This window comes from Thalassobaculum fulvum, assembly GCF_014652915.1.
Classification (GTDB): domain Bacteria; phylum Pseudomonadota; class Alphaproteobacteria; order Thalassobaculales; family Thalassobaculaceae; genus Thalassobaculum_A; species Thalassobaculum_A fulvum.
Genome location: NZ_BMZS01000010.1, coordinates 167,200 through 185,975, shown reverse-complemented (window position 1 = coordinate 185,975; position 18,776 = coordinate 167,200). Strand labels below are relative to the sequence as shown.

At 70.5% G+C, this 18,776-nt stretch carries 19 protein-coding genes; 4 read left to right on the top strand and 15 right to left on the bottom strand.

The genetic code is table 11. The annotated features are described in order from the left end of the window. Positions 1-32 precede the first annotated feature (32 nt). Genes sufB through IE246_RS20590 form a run of 3 tightly spaced genes read right to left on the bottom strand, consistent with a single transcriptional unit; the run spans position 33 to position 3,153 of the window. On the bottom strand, positions 33-1,490 hold the full coding sequence (gene sufB / locus IE246_RS20600) for a Fe-S cluster assembly protein SufB (protein ID WP_189993170.1): 1,458 nt from the start codon (positions 1,488-1,490) through the stop codon (positions 33-35). Positions 1,491-1,520: 30 nt separating this feature from the next. Then, positions 1,521-1,994, bottom strand: a complete 474-nt coding sequence (locus IE246_RS20595) for an SUF system Fe-S cluster assembly regulator (RefSeq protein ID WP_189993168.1) — start codon at positions 1,992-1,994, stop codon at positions 1,521-1,523. A 58-nt stretch (positions 1,995-2,052) separates the two neighbouring features. Continuing rightward, positions 2,053-3,153, bottom strand: a complete 1,101-nt coding sequence (locus tag IE246_RS20590; protein WP_189993166.1) for an EAL domain-containing protein — start codon at positions 3,151-3,153, stop codon at positions 2,053-2,055. Between the two features lie 182 nt (positions 3,154-3,335). Here IE246_RS20590 and IE246_RS20585 point away from each other — a divergent pair, with 182 nt between their 5' ends. Further along, on the top strand, positions 3,336-4,232 hold the full coding sequence (locus IE246_RS20585) for a DMT family transporter (RefSeq protein ID WP_229837418.1): 897 nt from the start codon (positions 3,336-3,338) through the stop codon (positions 4,230-4,232). On the opposite strand, the gene IE246_RS20580 is transcribed toward IE246_RS20585, so the two are convergent. From IE246_RS20580 to IE246_RS20570, 3 genes are all read right to left on the bottom strand, one after another. Then, the gene (locus IE246_RS20580) at positions 4,204-5,442 is read right to left on the bottom strand and encodes a cytochrome P450 (protein WP_229837417.1); all 1,239 of its coding nucleotides are present in this window, start codon (positions 5,440-5,442) and stop codon (positions 4,204-4,206) included. The two genes, IE246_RS20585 and IE246_RS20580, sit on opposite strands and share 29 nt — an antisense overlap. Next, a complete protein-coding gene (locus tag IE246_RS20575; protein ID WP_189993163.1) occupies positions 5,439-6,452 on the bottom strand; it encodes an isopenicillin N synthase family dioxygenase in 1,014 nt (337 codons plus the stop codon). Before IE246_RS20575 ends, IE246_RS20580 begins: the two co-directional genes overlap by 4 nt. A 76-nt stretch (positions 6,453-6,528) precedes the next feature. Beyond that, positions 6,529-7,539, bottom strand: coding sequence for a DUF6635 family protein (locus IE246_RS20570; protein WP_189993161.1), 1,011 nt, complete (start codon positions 7,537-7,539; stop codon positions 6,529-6,531). Positions 7,540-7,684: 145 nt separating this feature from the next. Between IE246_RS20570 and IE246_RS20565 the strand changes: the two genes are divergently transcribed. Beyond that, a complete protein-coding gene (locus IE246_RS20565; protein WP_189993159.1) occupies positions 7,685-9,403 on the top strand; it encodes a hypothetical protein in 1,719 nt (572 codons plus the stop codon). 190 nt (positions 9,404-9,593) lie between these two features. On the opposite strand, the gene IE246_RS20560 is transcribed toward IE246_RS20565, so the two are convergent. From IE246_RS20560 to IE246_RS20540, 5 genes are read right to left on the bottom strand one after another with little or no spacing between them, the layout of a single operon-like run. Then, entirely contained in the window at positions 9,594-10,400 is an 807-nt protein-coding gene (locus IE246_RS20560; RefSeq protein WP_189993156.1) for a DUF1194 domain-containing protein, read from the bottom strand. A gap of 49 nt (positions 10,401-10,449) precedes the next feature. Continuing rightward, on the bottom strand, positions 10,450-11,664 hold the full coding sequence (locus tag IE246_RS20555) for an SLC13 family permease (RefSeq protein WP_189993155.1): 1,215 nt from the start codon (positions 11,662-11,664) through the stop codon (positions 10,450-10,452). Positions 11,665-11,680: 16 nt separating this feature from the next. Next, the gene (locus tag IE246_RS20550) at positions 11,681-13,099 is read right to left on the bottom strand and encodes an FAD/NAD(P)-dependent oxidoreductase (RefSeq protein WP_189993153.1); all 1,419 of its coding nucleotides are present in this window, start codon (positions 13,097-13,099) and stop codon (positions 11,681-11,683) included. Next, positions 13,096-13,410 (bottom strand): (2Fe-2S)-binding protein, encoded by a 315-nt coding sequence (locus IE246_RS20545; RefSeq protein ID WP_229837416.1) that lies wholly within the window; start codon positions 13,408-13,410, stop codon positions 13,096-13,098. Before IE246_RS20545 ends, IE246_RS20550 begins: the two co-directional genes overlap by 4 nt. Continuing rightward, positions 13,407-14,009: a helix-turn-helix domain-containing protein gene (locus IE246_RS20540; protein ID WP_189993151.1), complete on the bottom strand. Its 603-nt coding sequence runs from the start codon at positions 14,007-14,009 to the stop codon at positions 13,407-13,409. The genes IE246_RS20545 and IE246_RS20540 overlap by 4 nt, the downstream gene beginning before the upstream one ends. Positions 14,010-14,060: 51 nt before the next feature. Here IE246_RS20540 and IE246_RS20535 point away from each other — a divergent pair, with 51 nt between their 5' ends. After that, a complete protein-coding gene (locus IE246_RS20535) occupies positions 14,061-14,768 on the top strand; it encodes a B3/B4 domain-containing protein (RefSeq protein ID WP_229837415.1) in 708 nt (235 codons plus the stop codon). A 168-nt stretch (positions 14,769-14,936) separates the two neighbouring features. On the opposite strand, the gene IE246_RS20530 is transcribed toward IE246_RS20535, so the two are convergent. From IE246_RS20530 to IE246_RS20520, 3 genes are read right to left on the bottom strand one after another with little or no spacing between them, the layout of a single operon-like run. Continuing rightward, positions 14,937-16,055 (bottom strand): NAD(P)/FAD-dependent oxidoreductase, encoded by a 1,119-nt coding sequence (locus IE246_RS20530; protein ID WP_189993149.1) that lies wholly within the window; start codon positions 16,053-16,055, stop codon positions 14,937-14,939. Beyond that, positions 16,052-16,408: a Spx/MgsR family RNA polymerase-binding regulatory protein gene (locus IE246_RS20525; protein ID WP_189993147.1), complete on the bottom strand. Its 357-nt coding sequence runs from the start codon at positions 16,406-16,408 to the stop codon at positions 16,052-16,054. The genes IE246_RS20530 and IE246_RS20525 overlap by 4 nt, the downstream gene beginning before the upstream one ends. Further along, positions 16,405-17,535 carry a M14 family metallopeptidase gene (locus tag IE246_RS20520; protein WP_189993144.1) on the bottom strand — a complete coding sequence of 377 codons (1,131 nt, stop codon included), beginning with the start codon at positions 17,533-17,535 and terminating at the stop codon, positions 16,405-16,407. The genes IE246_RS20525 and IE246_RS20520 overlap by 4 nt, the downstream gene beginning before the upstream one ends. A gap of 249 nt (positions 17,536-17,784) precedes the next feature. Between IE246_RS20520 and IE246_RS20515 the strand changes: the two genes are divergently transcribed. Further along, the gene (locus tag IE246_RS20515) at positions 17,785-18,099 is read left to right on the top strand and encodes a winged helix-turn-helix domain-containing protein (protein WP_189993141.1); all 315 of its coding nucleotides are present in this window, start codon (positions 17,785-17,787) and stop codon (positions 18,097-18,099) included. On the opposite strand, the gene IE246_RS20510 is transcribed toward IE246_RS20515, so the two are convergent. Next, positions 18,096-18,689 carry a hypothetical protein gene (locus IE246_RS20510; RefSeq protein WP_189993140.1) on the bottom strand — a complete coding sequence of 198 codons (594 nt, stop codon included), beginning with the start codon at positions 18,687-18,689 and terminating at the stop codon, positions 18,096-18,098. The two genes, IE246_RS20515 and IE246_RS20510, sit on opposite strands and share 4 nt — an antisense overlap. Positions 18,690-18,776 lie beyond the last annotated feature (87 nt).

The window sequence follows — 18,776 nt, the reverse complement described above, 5'->3', positions numbered from 1 at the left end:
AGGCGGAACGGATCCGGGACCCATGGGCGCCGTCAGCCGACGCTGCCCTCCAGGCTGATGCCGATGAGCTTCTGCGCCTCGACGGCGAACTCCATCGGCAGTTCCTTCATCACTTCCTTGCAGAAGCCGTTGACGATCAGCGACACCGCCTGCTCCTCGGAGAGCCCGCGGGCCAGGCAGTAGAACAGCTGGTCCTCGCTGATCTTCGAGGTCGTGGCCTCGTGCTCGACCCGCGCCGACGGATTCCTGCTCTCGATATACGGCACCGTGTGCGCGCCGCATTTGTCGCCGATCAACAAGCTGTCGCACTGGGTGTAGTTGCGCGCGCCCTCGGCCTTCTTCGAGATCCGCACCAGGCCGCGGTAGGTGTTGTCGGCGCGGCCGGCGCTGATGCCCTTGGAGATGATGGTCGAGCGGGTGTTTCGCCCGAGGTGGATCATCTTGGTGCCGGTGTCGGCCTGCTGGGCGTTGTTGGTGATCGCGACCGAATAGAACTCGCCGACCGAGTCGTCGCCCTGCAGGATGCAGCTCGGATACTTCCAGGTGATCGCCGAGCCGGTCTCGACCTGGGTCCAGGAGATCTTCGAGCGCTTGCCGCGGCAGGCGCCGCGCTTGGTCACGAAGTTGTAGATCCCGCCCTTGCCGTTCTCGTCGCCCGGGTACCAGTTCTGCACGGTCGAGTACTTGATCTCGGCATCGTCGAGCGCCACCAGCTCGACGACGGCGGCGTGCAGCTGGTTCTCGTCGCGCTGGGGTGCGGTGCAGCCCTCGAGGTAGCTGACGTAGCTGCCCTCGTCGGCGACGATCAGGGTGCGCTCGAACTGCCCCGTGTTCTCGGCGTTGATCCGGAAATAGGTCGACAGCTCCATCGGGCAGCGCACGCCCTTGGGGATGTAGACGAAGCTGCCGTCGGTGAACACCGCGCAGTTCAGGCAGGCGAAGTAGTTGTCCGCCACCGGCACCACCGAGCCGAGGTAGCGCTTCACCAGCTCCGGGTGCTTGTGCACGGCCTCGGAGATCGAGCAGAAGACGATGCCCTTCTTCTCCAGCTCCTTCTTGTAGGTCGTGGCGACCGAGACGCTGTCGAACACCGCGTCGACCGCGACCACGCCGGCCAGCATCTCCTGCTCCTTGAGCGGGATGCCGAGCTTCTCGTAGGTCGCCAGCAGCTCCGGGTCGACCTCGTCCAGGCTCTTCGGGCCGTCCTTCTTCTTCGGCGCGGCGTAGTAGTGGATGTCCTGGAAATCGATCGGCGGATAATTGACCTTGGCCCAGTTCGGCTCGGCCATGCGCTGCCATTGCCGGAACGCCTTGAGGCGCCACTCCAGCAGCCACTCCGGCTCCTCCTTCTTGGCGGAGATGAACCGGATGGTGCTCTCGTCGAGGCCCTTGGGCGCGATCTCGGCGTCGATGTCGGTAACGAAGCCGTACTTGTAGGCTCCGCCGGTGACGTCCTCGACCTGTCGCACGGTGTCCGCTGTGGCGGCCATCGACCTGTTCTCCCGTATCCTGCGTTCGATCTACTCGGCAGCACCCGCCGGCGGCATCGCGTGCAGCCCGGCCGGCGGGGTTCGTACCGGAAACATCCCCTCCGGGTCGAGCATGTCGGCGAGGGTCACGCCGTCGAGCGCCGAGCGGATTGCCTGGTTCACCCGGTTCCAGTTGCCCCGCATCGGGCAGCAACGCTCGACCTCGCAGCTGTCCTCGGCGCCGTCGACGCAGGCGGTGAGCGCGATCGGCCCCTCCAGCGCCTGGATGATGTCGGTCACCGTGACCGCCGCCGCCGGGCGGTCCAGGGAGTAACCGCCCTTGGCGCCGCGATGGGCATTGACGAGGGCCGCGCCGGCCATCTGCTTCAGCAGCTTGGACACCGTCGGCACCGGCACGCCGGTCGAATCCGCCAAGGCCGCCGCGGTGCGCACCCGCCCGACGTCCTGGGCCATCTGGCCGAGGACGACGATCGCGTAGTCCGTCATGCGGTTGAGCCGGAGCATGGGTTAACCAATCCGTACCACTTCGGTACGCATTAGGTAGTCCCGGGGCGATGGCCGGTCAAGGCGAAATCGGACCGGATCGGTCGGGTTTCGAGGCGCGGCCGGCCGGCGCCTCCAGCGGCGCCGGCCGGCCGTACAGGTATCCCTGCAGGAAGTCGACGCCTTCGCCCCGCAGCCAGTCCGCCTCGCCCTCGGTCTCGATACCCTCGGCGATCGTCCGGATGCCGTGCTCGCGCGCGATCGAGACCAGGTGATGGACGATCGTCTGCTTGAACGGGTCGTCCTGGATGCCGCGGATCAGGTCCATGTCGATCTTGGCGTAGTCCGGCCGCAGCTCGTGCAGCATGGTCAGGCCGGACCAGCCGGCGCCGACGTCGTCGAGCGCCACCGCGAACCCGGCCTTGCGGTAGAACGCCAGGATCCCTTTCAGGTGCGCCTTGTCGTGGGCGCGGTGGGTCTCGGTCAGCTCGAACACCACGTCTTCCGGCCGCAGTCCGAGTTCCTCGATCCCGGCCGCCGTGGTCCGCAGGCAGTAGGCCGGGTCGTAGACGCTGGACGGGTTGAAGTTGACGAACACCTTGCTGCGCACGCCCGCGCGCGCCGCCGTCTCGACCGCCGACCGCCGGGCCACCAGGTCGAGGCTGAACAGCAACCCGGCATCCTGCGCGACCCCGAACACATGGCCGGGCGGGATCAGGGTCCCGTCCTTGTCGCGCATCCGGAACAGGCCTTCCCGCGCATAGGGACGGGTCGGATCCGGGTCGGCCGCGCTCACGATCGGCTGGAACCACGTCGTGTAGCGGCCCGCCTCGAGCGCCTCGACGATCCACTCCGCCTTGAAGCGGTTGACGAACACCTCGCCGCTCATCACCCGCGCCAGGTCGGCCGGCCCGGGCTCGCGCCCGCCGGTCACCACCACCCGGGCGCCGGCCAGTTCCGGCCCTTTCAGCTCGCCGTACAGCGCGGTGACGAACCGGTCGACCTCCGAGCGCGCCAGCCTGACGAGGACCGCCGACTCGCCGACGGCGTCGGCCTTCGTCCCCTGGGACGAGCAGAGATCGAGCAGCCGCCGGAAGCTCTCGCCGGAGGGCATCCCGAACCAGAGCGCATTGCTGTCGTGGAGCAGGCCGTCGACGCTCTCGCAGTCGGCACAACGCATGACGGGAACCTCTCTGTCGGTCGGTGGAAGACCGGTTGTGAACGGTGGGCGCGGTCGAGCACGTCCTACGTCGACCGGCCGTACCCGGATCACTGGCGGAATTGCTCCGTTCGGCCCGTTTGCCTATGCTCCAGCGCCGCCTTCCCGGCCCCATCTCCCGTGCCCCGCCCCGGACTCCTGCCGTGACCGAAAGCCGCCCCCTGCTCGCCGTGGCCTGGATGATGGGCGCGCTCGCCTCGTTCACCGGCATGGCGCTGGCCGGACGCGAGCTGACCGCCGAGATGTCGGTGTTCCAGGCGATGGCCCTGCGCAGCGTGATCTGCGTGACGGTACTGGCCCTGATCGCCTGGCGGGTCGGGTTCCGCAAGGTCACCACGGCGCGGTTCCCCATGCACCTGGCGCGCAGCGTCGCCCATTTCGGCGGCACCTACGCCTGGATCTTCGGGATCTCGGTGCTGCCGCTCGCCGCGGTGTTCTCGATCGAGTTCACCACGCCGATCTGGACCGCGCTGCTGGGGGCCGTGTTCCTGCGCGAGCGGCTGACCCGCTGGCGGCTCGCCGGCATCGCGCTCGGCTTCGCCGGCATTCTGGTGATCGTGCGGCCCGGCTCCGGCCTGTTCGACGTCGCCGCCTTCGTCGTGCTGGGGGCGGCCTGGTGCTATTCGACGGTGTACGCCTTCACCCGCGCCATGGCGCCGACCGAGAGCCCGCTCGCCATCATCTTCTGGATGAACCTGATCCAGCTCCCGCTCGGGCTGGTGCCGGCGCTCGGGGTGTGGGTCGCCCCGTCGCCGCACGCCTGGCCCTGGATCGCCGTCATCGGCATCGCCGGCCTGACCTCGCACTACTGCGTCGCCCATGCCATGCGCCACGCCGACGCCGCCCTGGTGGCGCCGATGGACTTCGTCCGGCTGCCACTGATCGCGGTGGTCGGCTGGCTGTTCTACGCCGAGCCGTTCAACCCGTTCGTGCTGGCCGGCGGCGCGCTGATCTTCGCCGGCAACATGACCGGGCTTTGGGGGGAGCGGCGCAGGCGCTTGGCGGCGGCGGTCAGCCCGAAGCGAGCATCGGGTAGCTGAGGAAGCCGCGGAAACGGGCGCGGCCGCCGCGCAGGAAGTCGCCGGCCCGCTCCAGCCGCGGGAACCGCCGCACCAGCCGGCCGATCGCCACCCGCCCCTCCATGCGCGCCAGGCTCATGCCGGCACAGGCATGGGCGCCGGACCCGAAGGCCAGGTGCTTGTTCGGGGTCCGGTCGAGGTCGAGCCGGTCGGGATCCGGGAACACCGCCGGGTCGCGGTTGGCGGCACCGATCCCGATGTGCACGTAGGTGCCCTCCTCCAGCGTCTCGCCGGCCAGCTCCATCCGCTCGCCGACCCGCCGGTTGCCGAGCTGGTTCGAGCTCTCGTAGCGCAGGAACTCCTCGACCGCGCCGTTGATCAGCCCCGGATCGCCACGCAGCCGGGCCAGCTGGTCCGGGTGCTCCATCAGCGCGGCGACGCCGTTGCCGATCAGGTTGGTCGTGGTCTCGTGGCCGGCGTTCAGCAGGAAAATGCAGTTCTGCGCCAGTTCGTCCGGGCTCAGCATATCACCGCTGCCGGGGTCGCCGGCGATCAGGGTCGACAGCACGTCGCTGCCGTCGAGCACGAGGTTCCGCCGGCGCTCGGCGATCAGGTCGTCGAGATAGGCGGTGAAGTCGGCGACCGCCCGGTTGCCGCGCGCCATCTGCTGGTCGGTCAGCCGCGGCTCGAGCGCGCCGAGGATCGCCAGCGACCAGTCGCGCAGCGGCCCGCGGTCGGCCATCGGGATCGCCAGCAGGTCGCCGATCACCTGCACCGGGACCGCCGCCGCCAGGTCGGCGATCAGGTCGAACCCGCGCTTCTCGGCGATCCGGTCGAGCAGCCGGTCGACCAGCGCCTCCAGCTTCGGGTGCAGCGCGGTCAGCGCCCGCGGCGTGAACGCCGGCATCAGCAGGCTGCGGACCCTCGTGTGCAACGGCGGGTCGTTGAACACCAGGCTGGTGGTGTGGTGCCGGTACAGCGGGCTGCCGACCCCGTATTTCGGACCGAACTCGCGGGTCTTGTCGGACAGCATCCGGCGGTCGCGGTAGACCGCCAGGCAGTCGGCGTAGCGCGACAGGAACACCGAGCCGTCGGGCATCCGGTGCACCGGGTCGTGGGTCCTGAGCGCGTGATAGGTCGGGTACGGGTCGTCCAGGAACGCCGGATCCAGCGCCGCCAGGTCGAAGCCGGCGGCGAGCGCCCGCGGATCGGCCGTCGGGGTCACGCTCACCCTGCGGCGATCTCGTCCTTGCGGTAGGCGAAGGTGTCGTCGAACCGCGACTGCAGGTACGGCCCGGCCAGCACCGGTGCGTAGCGCGGCGCCTCGCCTTCCGGCACGGTGCCGGGCAGCGCCTCGATCAGCGCGTCCCAGTTCGGGTCGAAGAAGAACGGCATCGAGTACCGCTCGCGCCCCGAGGTGTTGATCACCCGGTGCGGCGTCGCCTGGAACCGGCCGTTGGTCCAGCGCGCCATCTGGTCGCCGAGATTGATCACGAAGGTCCCCGGGATCGGCGGCGCCGAGATCCAGTCGCCGGCCGAGTTGCGGACCTGCAGGCCGCCGTTGTCGTCCTGCGCCAGGATCGTCAGGCAACCGTAGTCGGTATGGGCGCCGCAGCCCATGGTGCGGGCCTCGATGTGGCCCTCCTGCGGCGGGTAGTGCAGCAGCCGCAGCGAGGCGCAGGGCCGGTCGATCTTGTCCGTGAAGAAGTCCGGTGCCAGCCCGAGCGCCAGGGCGAACCCGCGCATCAGCGCCTCGGCCAGCGAGCGCATCGCGGCAAAGTATTCCTCGGTGGTCTGCCGGAAGCCCGGCAGGTCGGCCGGCCACTGGTTCGGCCCGTGCAGCGGCAGCCCCTGCCGCACCTCGGGATCGTCGGAACCGAGGTCGCGGCCGAGGTCCAGCCCTTCCTTCAGGTCGGCCGTCAGGTCCGGGTCGGTGTTCTCCTCGAACAGCGGGAAATAGCCGCGGTGGATCGCGGAGTGCCGGATGTGGATGGCGTTCTTCGCCTCCAGCGGCTGCGCGAAGAACCGCTCGGCCTCGGCCATCATCGCCGCCCGCAGGCCGGCCGGAACCCCGTGGTTGCGCACGTACAGGAACCCGACCGAAGCCGCCGCCCGGCCCAACGCCTCGGCCACCCGCTGCGGGTCGCTACCGTCGACCAGCGCGCCGACGTCGATGACCGGGATCTCCTGGAAGGGAACCGTCCTGCCGACCAGATCCTCGGCGAGCGTGGTGACGGCCATCGAACCCTCCCTATCGTTCGAGCACGTATGAATTGAGCGCCTCCGGGTTCCGGCGGTCAAGCCGAAACCGGGACGGTCAGCCGCCCTGAACCACCCGATGCGCGGCCCGGATCATGTCTACCACATCGATCAGCCGGGCGACGTAGTGATCGCGCGGCGCGAACGCGGCCGGCCCGTGGCCGCGCAGGTTGGTCTCGATGGTGCCGAGCATCCGCTCCAGGCGGCGGTGGTGGATGCCGAGCGCCCGCTGCGCCGGATCCGCCACCAGGCCGGCGAATGCCGCCACCACGGCGCCGACGGCGGCCAGACCGACGGTGGTCGACGCCACCGCCCAGGGCCCGACGACGGCCGGGAACACGCCGTACCAGGCGCTGCCGAACGACGCTCCGAGCGGGAAACTGGCGATCGCCGCCTTCTGGGCGATCGCCGCCGCCAGCACCGGCCCCAGGGTCCATACGCTGGGGGTGATCTGGTGCGCGGCAAGATAGCCGGCGCCGAGGTTGACCAGCGCGCCGGTCACGTCGGCGGCGGCGGCGCGGGTGCCGGTATAGGCCGCCACGGTCTCCTCGATGCGGCGGCGGATGTCGGGGTCGCCGGCGTGGCGGGCGATCTCGGCCAGCGGCTCGGCGACGGCGAGCGCCAGCCGGGGGTCGGCGAGCAGGCTCTCGGCCAGCGCGTCGCGGGTCGAGAGCCGGGTACCGTCGGCGTAGGGCAGCTCCAGGAACTCGGTCCACAGCAGCCACTCGATCTCGCGGTCGACGTCGGTGCGCAGCAGCAGCCGGCGCGACGACAGCCAGTGCCCGAGCTTGCGGCCGCCGAGCCGGGAGGCGACGACGCCGGCGGCGTGCAGGCCGAGCTGCGGCGGCACCAGGGCGATGTTCGCCGGTGCCCGCAGGACGTCCCAGCCCAGCGCCTTGCGGTGCAGCCGGCCGGCCCCGCGGAATCCGAAGTGGCGGTCGACGAAGCCGCCGATCGCCTCGCGCCGCCCGGCGCCCCAGCGGTCGATCGCCGCATCCACGATCGCCCGGGCGGTCGAAAGGTCGATCGGCAGATTGGGGGCGGGTTCCAGGTCCGGCAGCGGCTGCATGCGACAGAGATAGCGAGTGCCGGCCGAGGATGAAAGGTCCGCCCGCGACCGACGGGCACTGGTCGGAGATGGTTAATTTGCCATTTTTCACATTTGGAATAAACTTTGCTTGGACGATCCGCGAGAACACGCGGAGGGGTGGGACATGTTCGGGAAGCGAGAAAGCTTCGAGGTCCTGGCGTGCCGAGAAGGCCGCTGGACGATCGAGACCACGGCGACGTCGCAGACGGATGCCGAGGCATTCGCCCGTAAGGTCCTCAACAAACAGGGTGTTTCCGGCGTAAAGGTGGTCCGCGAGGTGGCGCGCGGAGACACCGCCCGCGAGACCGTCGTCTTCGAGCAGACCCGCGAGCTGCGCGACAGCGGCAAGATCTTCGTCAACGACGTCGACGAGGCGCCGTACTGCGAGAGCGTCGAGGAGGTTTTTGCCGGTCGCGGCCGCCAGACGATCAACCGCCTGTTCCGCGCCTACCTCGACAAGAACGGCGTAACCGCCACCGAGGTCATGCACGATTTCCGCGAGCTGCGCCGCATCGTCGACGCCGACACCCTGATCGCCTCGGGGGTCGGGAAGGTCGCGACGCTGCAGGCGAAAGGACGCGACGACACCGACACCGGCAAGCGCCGGGACACGCTCTACGGTTTCCTCGACGAGATCACCGCGCGCGCCCGGGCCGCCGCCGAGAAGAAGCTGCCGGCCATCCGTACCGACGGCTTCGACGGCGCGGTCGGCAAGATCGTCGCCTCGGCCGACCCCGGCCAGTGCGACTACCTGCTGCGCGTCGTGGTCGCCCGCGAGTTGGTCCAGCAGCGCTCGTTCTTCGGCAAGCTGGCGCAGACCATGGACTGGGCGGAGCCGGCCGACGACGACCGGGCGCGGGCGCTGGTGGACACCTACATTTCCGACATCCTCGCGAACGCCGAGACCCTGCAGGACCTGCTCGGGCTGCAGCCGAGCCTCGGCGCGGCCCTCGGCTCGCTGATCGACCTGGCCCAGGGCCGGCTGGAAGCCGACTCCGAGGGCCAGCCGGCGGACTCGCCCGAAGCGCTGGCCGGACGCCTGAACGCGCTGCTCGGGCTCGAGGCGCTGCCCGACAGCCAGGCGATGCTGGTCGACCGCGTGCGCCGGCAGCTCGAAGCCAAGAGTCCGCTGGCCCGCGGCGAGCCCGACGAGGAGGCCGAGGCGTTCCGGGCGCTGATCGACAAGCTGATGCCCGGGGACGACCTGTTCGGCGGTGGCTCGATCGCCGAGGCGCTGACCCACCGGCAGTCGCGGATCCTGAACAAGGGCGGGATCGCCGGCCTCAAGGAAGCGACCGGGCGCCTGCTGCCGTCGTTCTCCGATCCGGCGCGCAAGGCCGCCTACCTGCTGGCACTGTCCGAGAGCCGGCTGGTCGAGAGCATCGGCGACGAGATCAGCATGCAGCTCGAGGGTCTGTTCATCCGGCCGGAATCGGTGAAGCAGATCGTCAAGGACAACCGGCCGCCCAACAAGAAGATGGAGACCATCACCACGGTGGTGAAGAAGGTCCAGGGCTCCGGTCTCGCCGACGGTTTCAAGACGCGGATCGCCAACCACCTCGACGACCTGCTGGCCAGCTACATCGTCGACGACCGGATCCTGGAACGGGTCGACGACCCGAGCCGCCCGCTGCATATCCGCGCCTTCATGCTGCTGTCGATGTGCACGCCCGAGATGCTGCCCGAGGGCAAGGCCTCGCAGCTCGCCCGCAAGATCGTCGTCAAGCACCTCAAGCGGCCGAACTTCGAGACCGAGCTGGTCGCCGAGGTCCCGCCCGCCGAACAGGAGCGCGTGCTGCGCGACTTCCACGTCCAGCTCTACCGCTGCGGCTTCATGCAGTAGCCCAGGGGCGCTCGAAGGCCCGTCGCAGTGTAGGTTCCGGCTCCGTCTCGCCGTCGGCGATCCGGTCCGGAATGACGAAAGGTGGGTGAAAAAGGGGTGGCTGCTTTCTCTGTCGTCATTCCGGACGGACGCGCCGCCCTCGGCGCGGTCGAGCCGGAACCCACGACGCGACGGGCACCGCCTCCGCTCCCTACGGGTCGAACGGCGCCCGCTCCAGCCATTCCCGGAGCTGGCGCTCGCCGATCAGGCAGTCGTAGCCGCTGACGTTCCGCAGCCCGGCCCGACGCGGCGTCAGCCCGGCGATCTCCAGCACCAGCTTGCGGCGGATCGCGGCGCCGAAGTCGCTGAACCCGTCGGCGACCAGCACGAACGCGCCTTGGCCGACGATCACGCATTCCTCGTAGTAGACGTCCAGATCCTCCAGGACCGGATAGCCGTGTGGCCCGATCCGGTCGTTGAGGATCGCCAGGCCGTTCACCGACACCCCGGCGGCGGCGGCGGCCTCGCGCGCCGCCAGCACCGCCACGCCATCGTTGTTGGGACCGTCGCCGGATATGTCGATCACCCGCCTGGTGCCGGCGAAGCCGTTGTCGCGAAACAGCGGGAGTGCGTAGAGGATGGCGCTGCTGATCGAGGTGCGCTGCCCGGGGAACAGGTCGGCGTCGAACATCATGTCGGCCACCCGTTGCGCCGCCTCGGGCCCGTCGATCAGCTGCCAGTCGACGGCCGTCCGGACGTGACGGCTCCCGGCCCACTCGACGTAGCTGACCGCGATCCGTCCGAGCGGCCCGGCGGTCGCCGCCCGGATCACCTCCGGACTGGTCAGCGCCTGGATGTAGCCCTCGCGCTGCAGGAACGCCTCGGTCGGGTCGATCGAGCCGGACACGTCGACCGCCAGCACCAGTTCCAGGTCGACGGCGACCTCGGCCCGGGCCGGGGCAGTGCCGGCCACCGCCAGGAAGGACAGTCCGAACAGCAGGCCGAGGGTCCGACGCATGGTCCCGGCATTGCACGATGGCCGGCGCCGTCTGTCCAGGGCTCGTGGCCTACGCAACGATCGCCAGCCACGCCGTGGCGAACGCCATCGACACCAGGGTCATCGGCACGCCGCAGCGGGCATGGTCCAGGAAGCCGAGCCGCACCCCGGCGCCGGCGGCCCGTTCGACGACGATAATATTGGCCAGGCTGCCGACCAGCAGCAGGTTGCCGGCCAGCGTCGACAGCAGGGCCAGGCCATGCAGCGCGGCCTCCGGCAGGTCGGGGACCAGCGCCAGCACCAGGACGACGGCCGGCACGTTGCCGATGGTGTTGCTGGCCGCCAGCGCAAGCGGCGCCAGAACGCCCAGCCGCGCCGGGTCGGCCCCGGCCGCCTGCAGGCCGGCGACCGCCTCGCCCACTACCGGTAGGGCGGCGACCGCGTCGGTGATGACGAACAGGCCGACAAACAGCAGCAGCAGCGGCCAGTCGACATGCGCCAGCATCTCGCGCGTCGTCCGCCGCCGGCTGACCAGCAGCGCCCCGGCCACCACCAGCACGCCGGTGGCCTGCGGCACCGGCAGCGCGAAGCAGCCGAGCAGCGCGACCGTGGCGACCGCGCCCTTGAGGATGCCCGGGCGGTCGACCGCCGGCCGCTCGTGGCCCGGCGACCGCCCCGGTTCGGCCAGCTCGCGCCGCCACACCGTCGCCACCGTGCCGTAGACGACCGCCAGCGCGACCGCCGCCGGTGGGCCGCACACAGCCAGGAAACGCCAGAAGTCGAGGCCGCCGGCCTGGCCGATCAGGATGTTCTGCGGGTTGCCGATGATGGTCGCCGCCGAGCCCGCATTGGCGGCGCCGGCGAGCGCGATCAGGTACGGGCGCGGGTCGAGGCCGCGGGCCCGCAGCCCGTGGCACAGCAGCGGCGTCATCGCGAACACCACCACGTCGTTGGCCAGCACCGCCGACAGCCCGCCGGCCACGGCCACCGTCGCCGCCAGCAGCCGCCGCGGCGACGCCCCGCGATGGGCGATGGCGTGGGCGCACCAGTCGTAGAAGCCGCTGACGTAGAACTGCGCCGACAGCACCATCAGGCCGAACAGCACGGCCAGTGTCGGCACGTCGACGGCCGCCGCGACCCGGTCGCCGTCGGCCGCGCCGGCGGCGTACAGCACCAGCGCGCCGAGCAGCGCGAAGCCGGTGCGGTCGATGCCGAGCCCGGGCAGCCGGCCGGCGGCCAGTCCGGCGTAGACGACGACGAAGACGGCGAGGACCAGCCCGGTCATCGCCGCCGCCCCGGTCTCACGCGGCGTCCTCGCTGTCGAGCGACGCGATCTCGTCGAGCGTCACCGGCTTGATCGGCGCCCGGATCCGGTAGTAGCCGGTCTCGGCCGGCGTGGTCCCGCGCGCCCGCGCGATCATCTCGGTGACGGTCAGGCCGCACAGCCGGCCCTGGCACGGCCCCATGCCGCAACGCAGATACGCCTTGGCCTGGTTCGGCCCGGCGGCGTGCCCGGCGACCGCGCGGAGCTCGCCGGCGGTGACCTCCTCGCAGCGGCAGACGACCGCCTCATCGGCCGGTGCCGCGATCCAGTCGGGCGCCGGGTACATCACGTCGAGCAGCCGCCGCAGCGCCCGCTCGCCGCGCAGGCGCGACTGCCAGGGATCCGCCCGGAAATCCCGCGCGGCCTCGGTCAGGCGCTCGAGCCGCGACGCCGCCGCCAGCACCGCCAGCCGGCCCGAAGCCTCGGCGGCCCTCGCCCCGAGGGTGCCGCCGCCGTCGCCGGCCACGTAGACGCCGGCCGCCGTGGTCTCGCCCCACGGATCGGTCACCGGATGGAAGCAGCGCTGCGCCGCGTGCCAGCGATGCTCGGCGGCGACCAGCCGGGTGAGCTGCGGGTTCGGCACCACCCCCTCGTGCAGCGCCAGCAGGTCCGCCTCTACCGTCTCCTCGTCGCCCGATGCCGTGCGGAACCGGACCGTGGCGAGTGCGCCGTCGGAACCGGCTTCGGCCCGCACCTCGCGGACGTGGCGCCACACCGGCACGCCCGAGCGGTCGCGCGCCTTCAGCAGCGCCAGTCCCTTGCGCAGGGTGTCCGGCGCCCCGAGCGCCGCCGCCGGCAGCAGCGGCAGCGCCTTCGCCGTCCGTCCCGACGGGGTGGTGTCGAGGATCGCCGCCACCGGCACACGGGCGGCACGAAGCTGTTCGGCCAGCAGCAACGGCAGCGGCCCGGAGCCGGCAATCACCACCCTTCCGGCCGGGTAGATCGCCGACTGCTTCAGCGCGACCTGCAGGGCGCCGACCGTGGTCACCCCCGGCAGGGTCCAGCCCGGCACCGGCACCGGCCGCTCCATGGCGCCGCTGGCGACCAGGACGGTGCGGGCCAGGACCCGGCGGGCGGCCCCGGCCTCCGACCAGATCACCTCGCGGCTGCCGTCGCGACCGGCCGGGCCGATCTGCCAGACCGTCGCCCCCTGCCGGCGCTCGCCCCCGGTGGACGCGGCCACCAGCTCGGCGCCGCGGGCGTAGTCGGCGCCGAGGAACGCCAGGTCGGCCGGCCGCCGCTCGGCGACCCGCGCCACCGAGCGGTAGACCTGGCCGCCCGGCTCCGGCTGCTCGTCCAGGACCAGCGCGTCGAGGCCGAGCTCGCGCGCCTCGGCGGCGGCCGACAGGCCGGCGGCGCCGGCGCCGACGATCACCAGATCTCGGACCGTGGTCATCGCACGTCCTCCGCGACGCCGGCGGCGCCGCGCTGGCGCCGGACGCTCATGCCCTCGGCGACCGGCACCATGCAGCCCTGGCGGTTCGGCACCCCGTCGATCTCGACCAGGCACTCGAAGCACACCCCCATCAGGCAGTAGGCGCCGCGTGCCGACCCGCTGGCCGGTGTCGACCGGGTGGCGCCGGCACCGGCCGCCAGCAGCGCGGTGGCGACGGTGTCGCCCTCCTGCGCCGTCACCGGCTGGCCCTCGAACAGGAAACTGATCCGGCGCGCGCGGCCGGGACTGGAAAGACGATCGAAACGCATCATGCGGGAGCCCCGGCGGCGGGAGGTTCGTGGACGGCCATGGTGAAGCGGACGCGGTCGGAAACCGCAAGGTAGGCGTGTCGGCGGTCGCCGGCAAAGGTCATTCCGTCGCCGGGGTCGAGCTCGACCCGCCGTCCGTCGACCTCGACCGCCAGCCGGCCCTCGACCACGTGCAGGATCTCCCGGGTGCCGGCGGCATGCGCGGCGCCGTCGTAGCGCTCACCGCCCCGCAGCTCCCATGCCCACAGCTCCAGCATGTCGGGGCCGCGGGTGCCGGCCAGCAGCCGGGCGGTCCCGCCGGATGGTCCGTTCCACAGCACCGGCACCTCGCCGGCCCGGACCACCTGGACCGCCGCCCCGGCATCCTCGGCCAGCAGGTCGACGACGGCCACGCCGAGCGCCGAGGCGAGCCGGCACAGGGTGGCGATGTTCGGGTTCGAGCGGGCCTGCTCGAGTTGCACGATGACGCCCTTGCTGACGCCGGCCCGGCGCGCCAGCTGCTCGAACGACAGCCGCTGCTCGTGCCGGCGCAGCGCGACGTTTCGGGCGATCACGCCGGCAATGCGCTCGGGGGCAATGCGCTCGGGCTCGGTTTCGGTCATCGGTCAATCCATTGACACGGTCGGTACGTTTGATATGGACATTCCAACAGAATGATCGGTCAGAGAAACGACATGATGCCCGAGTTCACGCCCAGCGTCTCATCCGCCGTCGCCGCCCTCCGCCCGGACTTCCGGGCGGTCAGCGTGCGCGTGGTCGGCGGCCGCAACCTGGCCGACGACCCGGAGGCCACGGCCATGCTGTCCGCGGCGGTCGCCGGGATCGCCGACGGGCCGGACTGGGGAGAGGCGCACCTGGCTGCCTGGGCCGAGGCCTATCGCGCCTTCGGCGCAAGGCCGAACCGCACCCCGTGCTCGGCCGAGGCGCTGCGCAAGCGGGCGCTGAAGCAGGGCGCGCTGCCGGCGATCAACGCCGTGGTCGACGTCTACAACGCGCTCAGCCTGCGCTACGCGATCCCGGTCGGCGGCGAGGACCTGCGGGCCTACTCGGGCTCGCCCCGGCTGATCGTCGCCGACGGCAGCGAGAGCTTCGAGACCACGGCGAACGGCGAGCCGGCGGTCGAGACCGTCGACGCCGGCGAGGTGGTGTGGCGCGACGATCTCGGCGTGACCTGCCGGCGCTGGAACTGGCGCCAGGGCCCGCGCACCCGGCTGACCGAGGCCAGCACCGACATGTGGTTCGTGTTCGAGCGGCTCGACCCGATGCCGCTGTCGGCCGCCGAGGAGGCCGCCGGCGAGTTGGTCGACTACCTTCGGCGGCTGGCGCCCGGGCTGGACAGCGACGTGACGGTTCTGCCGTAGCGGACGGCGAGCGCCCATCGCTCCGTGGGTTCCGGCTCGGTCGCGCCGGGGCGGCGCACCCGTCCGGAATGACGACAGGAAGGGGAAGCGCCCGTCCCCTCCTTGTCGTCATTCCGGAGCGGTTCGCCGAAGGCGAGACGCATCCGGAACCCACCCGCTGCCGCAGACCTAAGCCGCCGCTTCGTTCCGGAACCGGTCCGGCGAGAACGCGGCGAAGCGGTCGTTGAAGCCGTCGCCGAGCAGCACCGGCGCCAGGTCGAGGGCGTGGGCCGCCGCCAGGGTGACGCCGCTGTGGCAGGTCACGACATACGCGCCCGGGCAGCTCGCCGACTCCGCGTAGATCGGGAAGCCGTCGGGCGACATGATGCGCAGTGCCGCCCAGGTCCGCACGATGCGGGCCTTGCCGATCGCCGGCAGCACCCGCCGGGCCCGCGCCGCCAGCCGCGCCACTGTCGCGAAGTCCAGGGAGGTGTCGTAGCCGGGCCGGTCCGAGCTGGCGCCGATCATCACCGTGCCTTCCTCGGTCTGGCGCAGCCGGGTCAGCGGATGCGACAGCAGCGGGCCGAGCCGCTCGGTCACCAGGATATGGCCGCGGTCCGGTGCGGTCGGCACGTCCAGCCCGACCATCGGGCCGAGCCGGCCGTTCCCCAGACCGGCGGCCAGCACCACCTTGCCGGCGGTCACGGCTCCCGCCGTCGTCTCGATCGCGTAGCCCGACCCGGAGCGCTCGATCCGCTCGACCCGGTGGTTCAGCCGGTAGTCGACCCGGTGCCGGGCCAGCCCGGCATGCAGGCCGCGCAGCAGGAACAGCGGGTTCACGTGGCCGTCGTGCGGGCAGAACGCGCCGCCAATCACCTCGGGACCGAGCGCCGGCTCGAGTTCGTGCACCTCTTGCGCGTCGATGATTCGGGTGTCGTTGGCGCCGACCCCCGGCTGGTTGTGCATGCGCCGGATCTCGAGCTCGGCGGCGTCGTGCTCCGACTGGTCGAGGAACGGCTCGATGCCGCCGGGCTGGCGCAGGCCGACGTCGACGCCCTCGGACTCGGCGATGGCGGCCGCCAGCTCCGGCCAGCGGGTCGCGCTGTTGCGGGTCCAGGCGGCGTATTCGTGCATGCCGTCGCCCTTGCCCTGCACCCAGACCAGGCCGAAGTTGCCGCGCGAGGCGCGGATCGCGTCGTCGCCCTCGTCCAGCACCACGACCCGGGCGCCGGCCCGGCCGAGCCCCCAGGCGACGGCCGCTCCGACCAGCCCGCCGCCGACGACCGCGATATCCGCCGCCCCCGTCATCCGAGCGCCTCCACCCGGGCCTGCTCGGCCTTGCCGAAGCCGACCACCACCGTCCCGTCGCCGCCGACGAACACCGGCCGCTTGATCAGCGCCGGGTTGGCGACCAGCAGCTCGACCAGCCCGGCCGGGGTCTCGGCCTTGGCCCTGGCCGCGTCGTCCAGCCCGCGCCAGGTGGTGCCGCGCCGGTTCAGCAGCACGTCGGCCCCGACCGCGTCGAGCCAGGCCTTCACGTCGCCGGCCGCGACCGCATCGGCGCGCACGTCCTTGAAGGCGTGGGACACCGAGCGGCCGTCCAGCCAGGCCCGGGCCTTCTTGCAGGTGTCGCAGTTCTTCAGGCCCCAGACGGTGATCACAGCCCGGCCTCCCAGTCGTCGATCATCAGCAGCATGGCCTCCAGGCAATGACCGGCCAACCGCCGGCTGCGGTCGGGCGACCAGCCGACCTCCGGCATCGGGTTGTTGGCGGTGTCCTTGAACGGCATCTCCAGGGTCATCGCCGCACACCGGAAGGTGCTGGCGATATACCCGGTCGAGGTCGTCAGGTTGCCCTTGCCCGGTGCCGGCTTCGGGTAGCCGTGCTCGGTCTGGAAGTCGGGGGTCAGCCGTGCCAGCTCGTCCTTGTAGCGGGTCAGTCGCGCCAGGTGCGCCTCGCTCGGGTCCGGGATGCCCTCGTAGCCGGCGATGAAGTTGTAGGGCAGCGCCTCGTCGCCGTGCACGTCCAGGCACATGGCGACGCCGGTCGCCTCCATCCGCCGGATCGTGTGGAACACCTCGGGGCTGTTCTCCAGGCTCGGCTCGCGCCATTCGCGGTTCAGGTTGGCGCCCTTGGCGTTGGTCCGCAGGTGGCCACGGAACACGCCGTCCGGGTTCATGTTCGGCACGACCCGCAGGGTCGCCTGCGCCATCAGCGCCCGCGCCACCGGGTCGTACGGGTCGCACAGCCGGTCGACCAGCCCGTCCATGAACCAGCCGCACATCGACTCGCCCGGATGCTGGCGGGCGATCACCCACAGCGGCTTCGGCCCGGAGCCGAAGGTCAGCATGTCCAGATCGCGGCCGTCGAGCGTAGCGCCCAGGCGCTCCAGCCGGGCGGTGCCCCGGGCCTGGGCGCGAGCCACCAGGTCGTCGTGGCGGTCCAGCGAGTACGGCGCGAAATAGGCGAACCAGACGGCGTCGGCATCGGGCGTGTGCCGGATCGTCAGGGCGGTCCCGTCGTAGCCGGTCTCGACCCGCCGCCAGTCCTGCCGATCGGTCGAGGCGACGGCACGGTAGCCTTCCCAGCCCTTCGGATAGCTGGAAGACCCGGCGTTCTCGATGATCAGGGTCAGCGGCACGCCGCGCGCACCCGACACCCGGAAGTGGAACCACTGGAAGAAATCGGCGGCCCCGTCCTTGGCGATGCGCAGCCGGACGGCGTCCGGGCTGTCGGCTGCGACAACCTCGATGTTGCCGGAATCGAACTGGCTTGAAACGTGGATCACGATAGCTCCTCGGCAGGCGGTGCCGAGACGGTAGTCCCTCGGCCGGCGCGAGGAAAGCAGGGCAGCGTTGCCTCTGGCCGACGGGTCATTTTCCCCACGCCTCATCCCAGGGCGGCACGCCAACGGCGAGCGGATGGGGCCGAAAGGCCGGCCAGCTGTACCCCTTATGAAGTCAGCTTGGGTCGACGGTTCGGTCTTGCTGCTGTAAGCAGCCGCAGGCACAATCTCTACCTTTAGGTGGAGTGAAAAATGGCGAAGACATCAGAAAGAGAACTTGGATTGGCGGTCATGCAGGTTCTCGCATCTCGGTCAGAGCACAAGGCCCACGTTCGCACGCTGATCAAGAATGTTCCGAACTATGTCACCTTGACTGACGACGATCGAAATCAGTCAGCCACTAGGCCCAACGAAGAAGTTTGGGAGCAACGCGTAAGAAACCTGAAATCACACCATAAATCAGATGGCAATGTCATCAAGGACGGCTATGTCGAACACGCAGGACGCGGCATGTACAAACTGACTGATGTTGGTGTTCTACACCTAAGAAGCAAAGGCCTTCTCTAGCTGTATTGAGCTTTGTAACCAGGTTTGAACCACCGAAGTTCCGTACCAGACTGCGCATTCTTGTCCCAAACGAACCATGCGTAGGCCGTAGTACCGGAACCCTTAACCTCGGCACCAGCCGGATAAAACGTGATCCGCTCGCTGAAGACCCACACGCGACTGGGCGGCACGCGAGAAAAAATAGTGTTCGCGCGATTGGCGCCTTCGAGGAACGCGAGGCGAAGAAGCAGAGCGAACTTTTGCCGGGCCTGCTGAACGCCCTTTGCCACAAACCCCTCGGCGGCGTTGTACGGTGGGTTAGTGACGATATTGTCCGCGGCCCGGCGCGTGGTCAGGAAGTCGTGCCCAATATCCCCGAAGCCGCGATCGTAGAGGTCGGAGCTACGCACCGACCGTCCTGTCTCCGCAAGCACGTCGGACATGGCTCCGTCGCCGCACGCGCTTTCCCATATATCACCCTTGAATGATTCATTGTCGATCAGGGCGAATGTCGCCCATCTCGGGGTTGGGAAAAAATCGGGCCCATTGAGATCTGCGAACCGCTTGAGAGTCGGCTTGTAGGCTCCGTGCAAATTGTATGTCGCGTCCATCGCCGCCTCCATTCACATGGAAAAGAAAATATATTAGAATCAGGATTCTACAAGATTTTTTTTGAGTCGAATCAGAACAATCTTCTT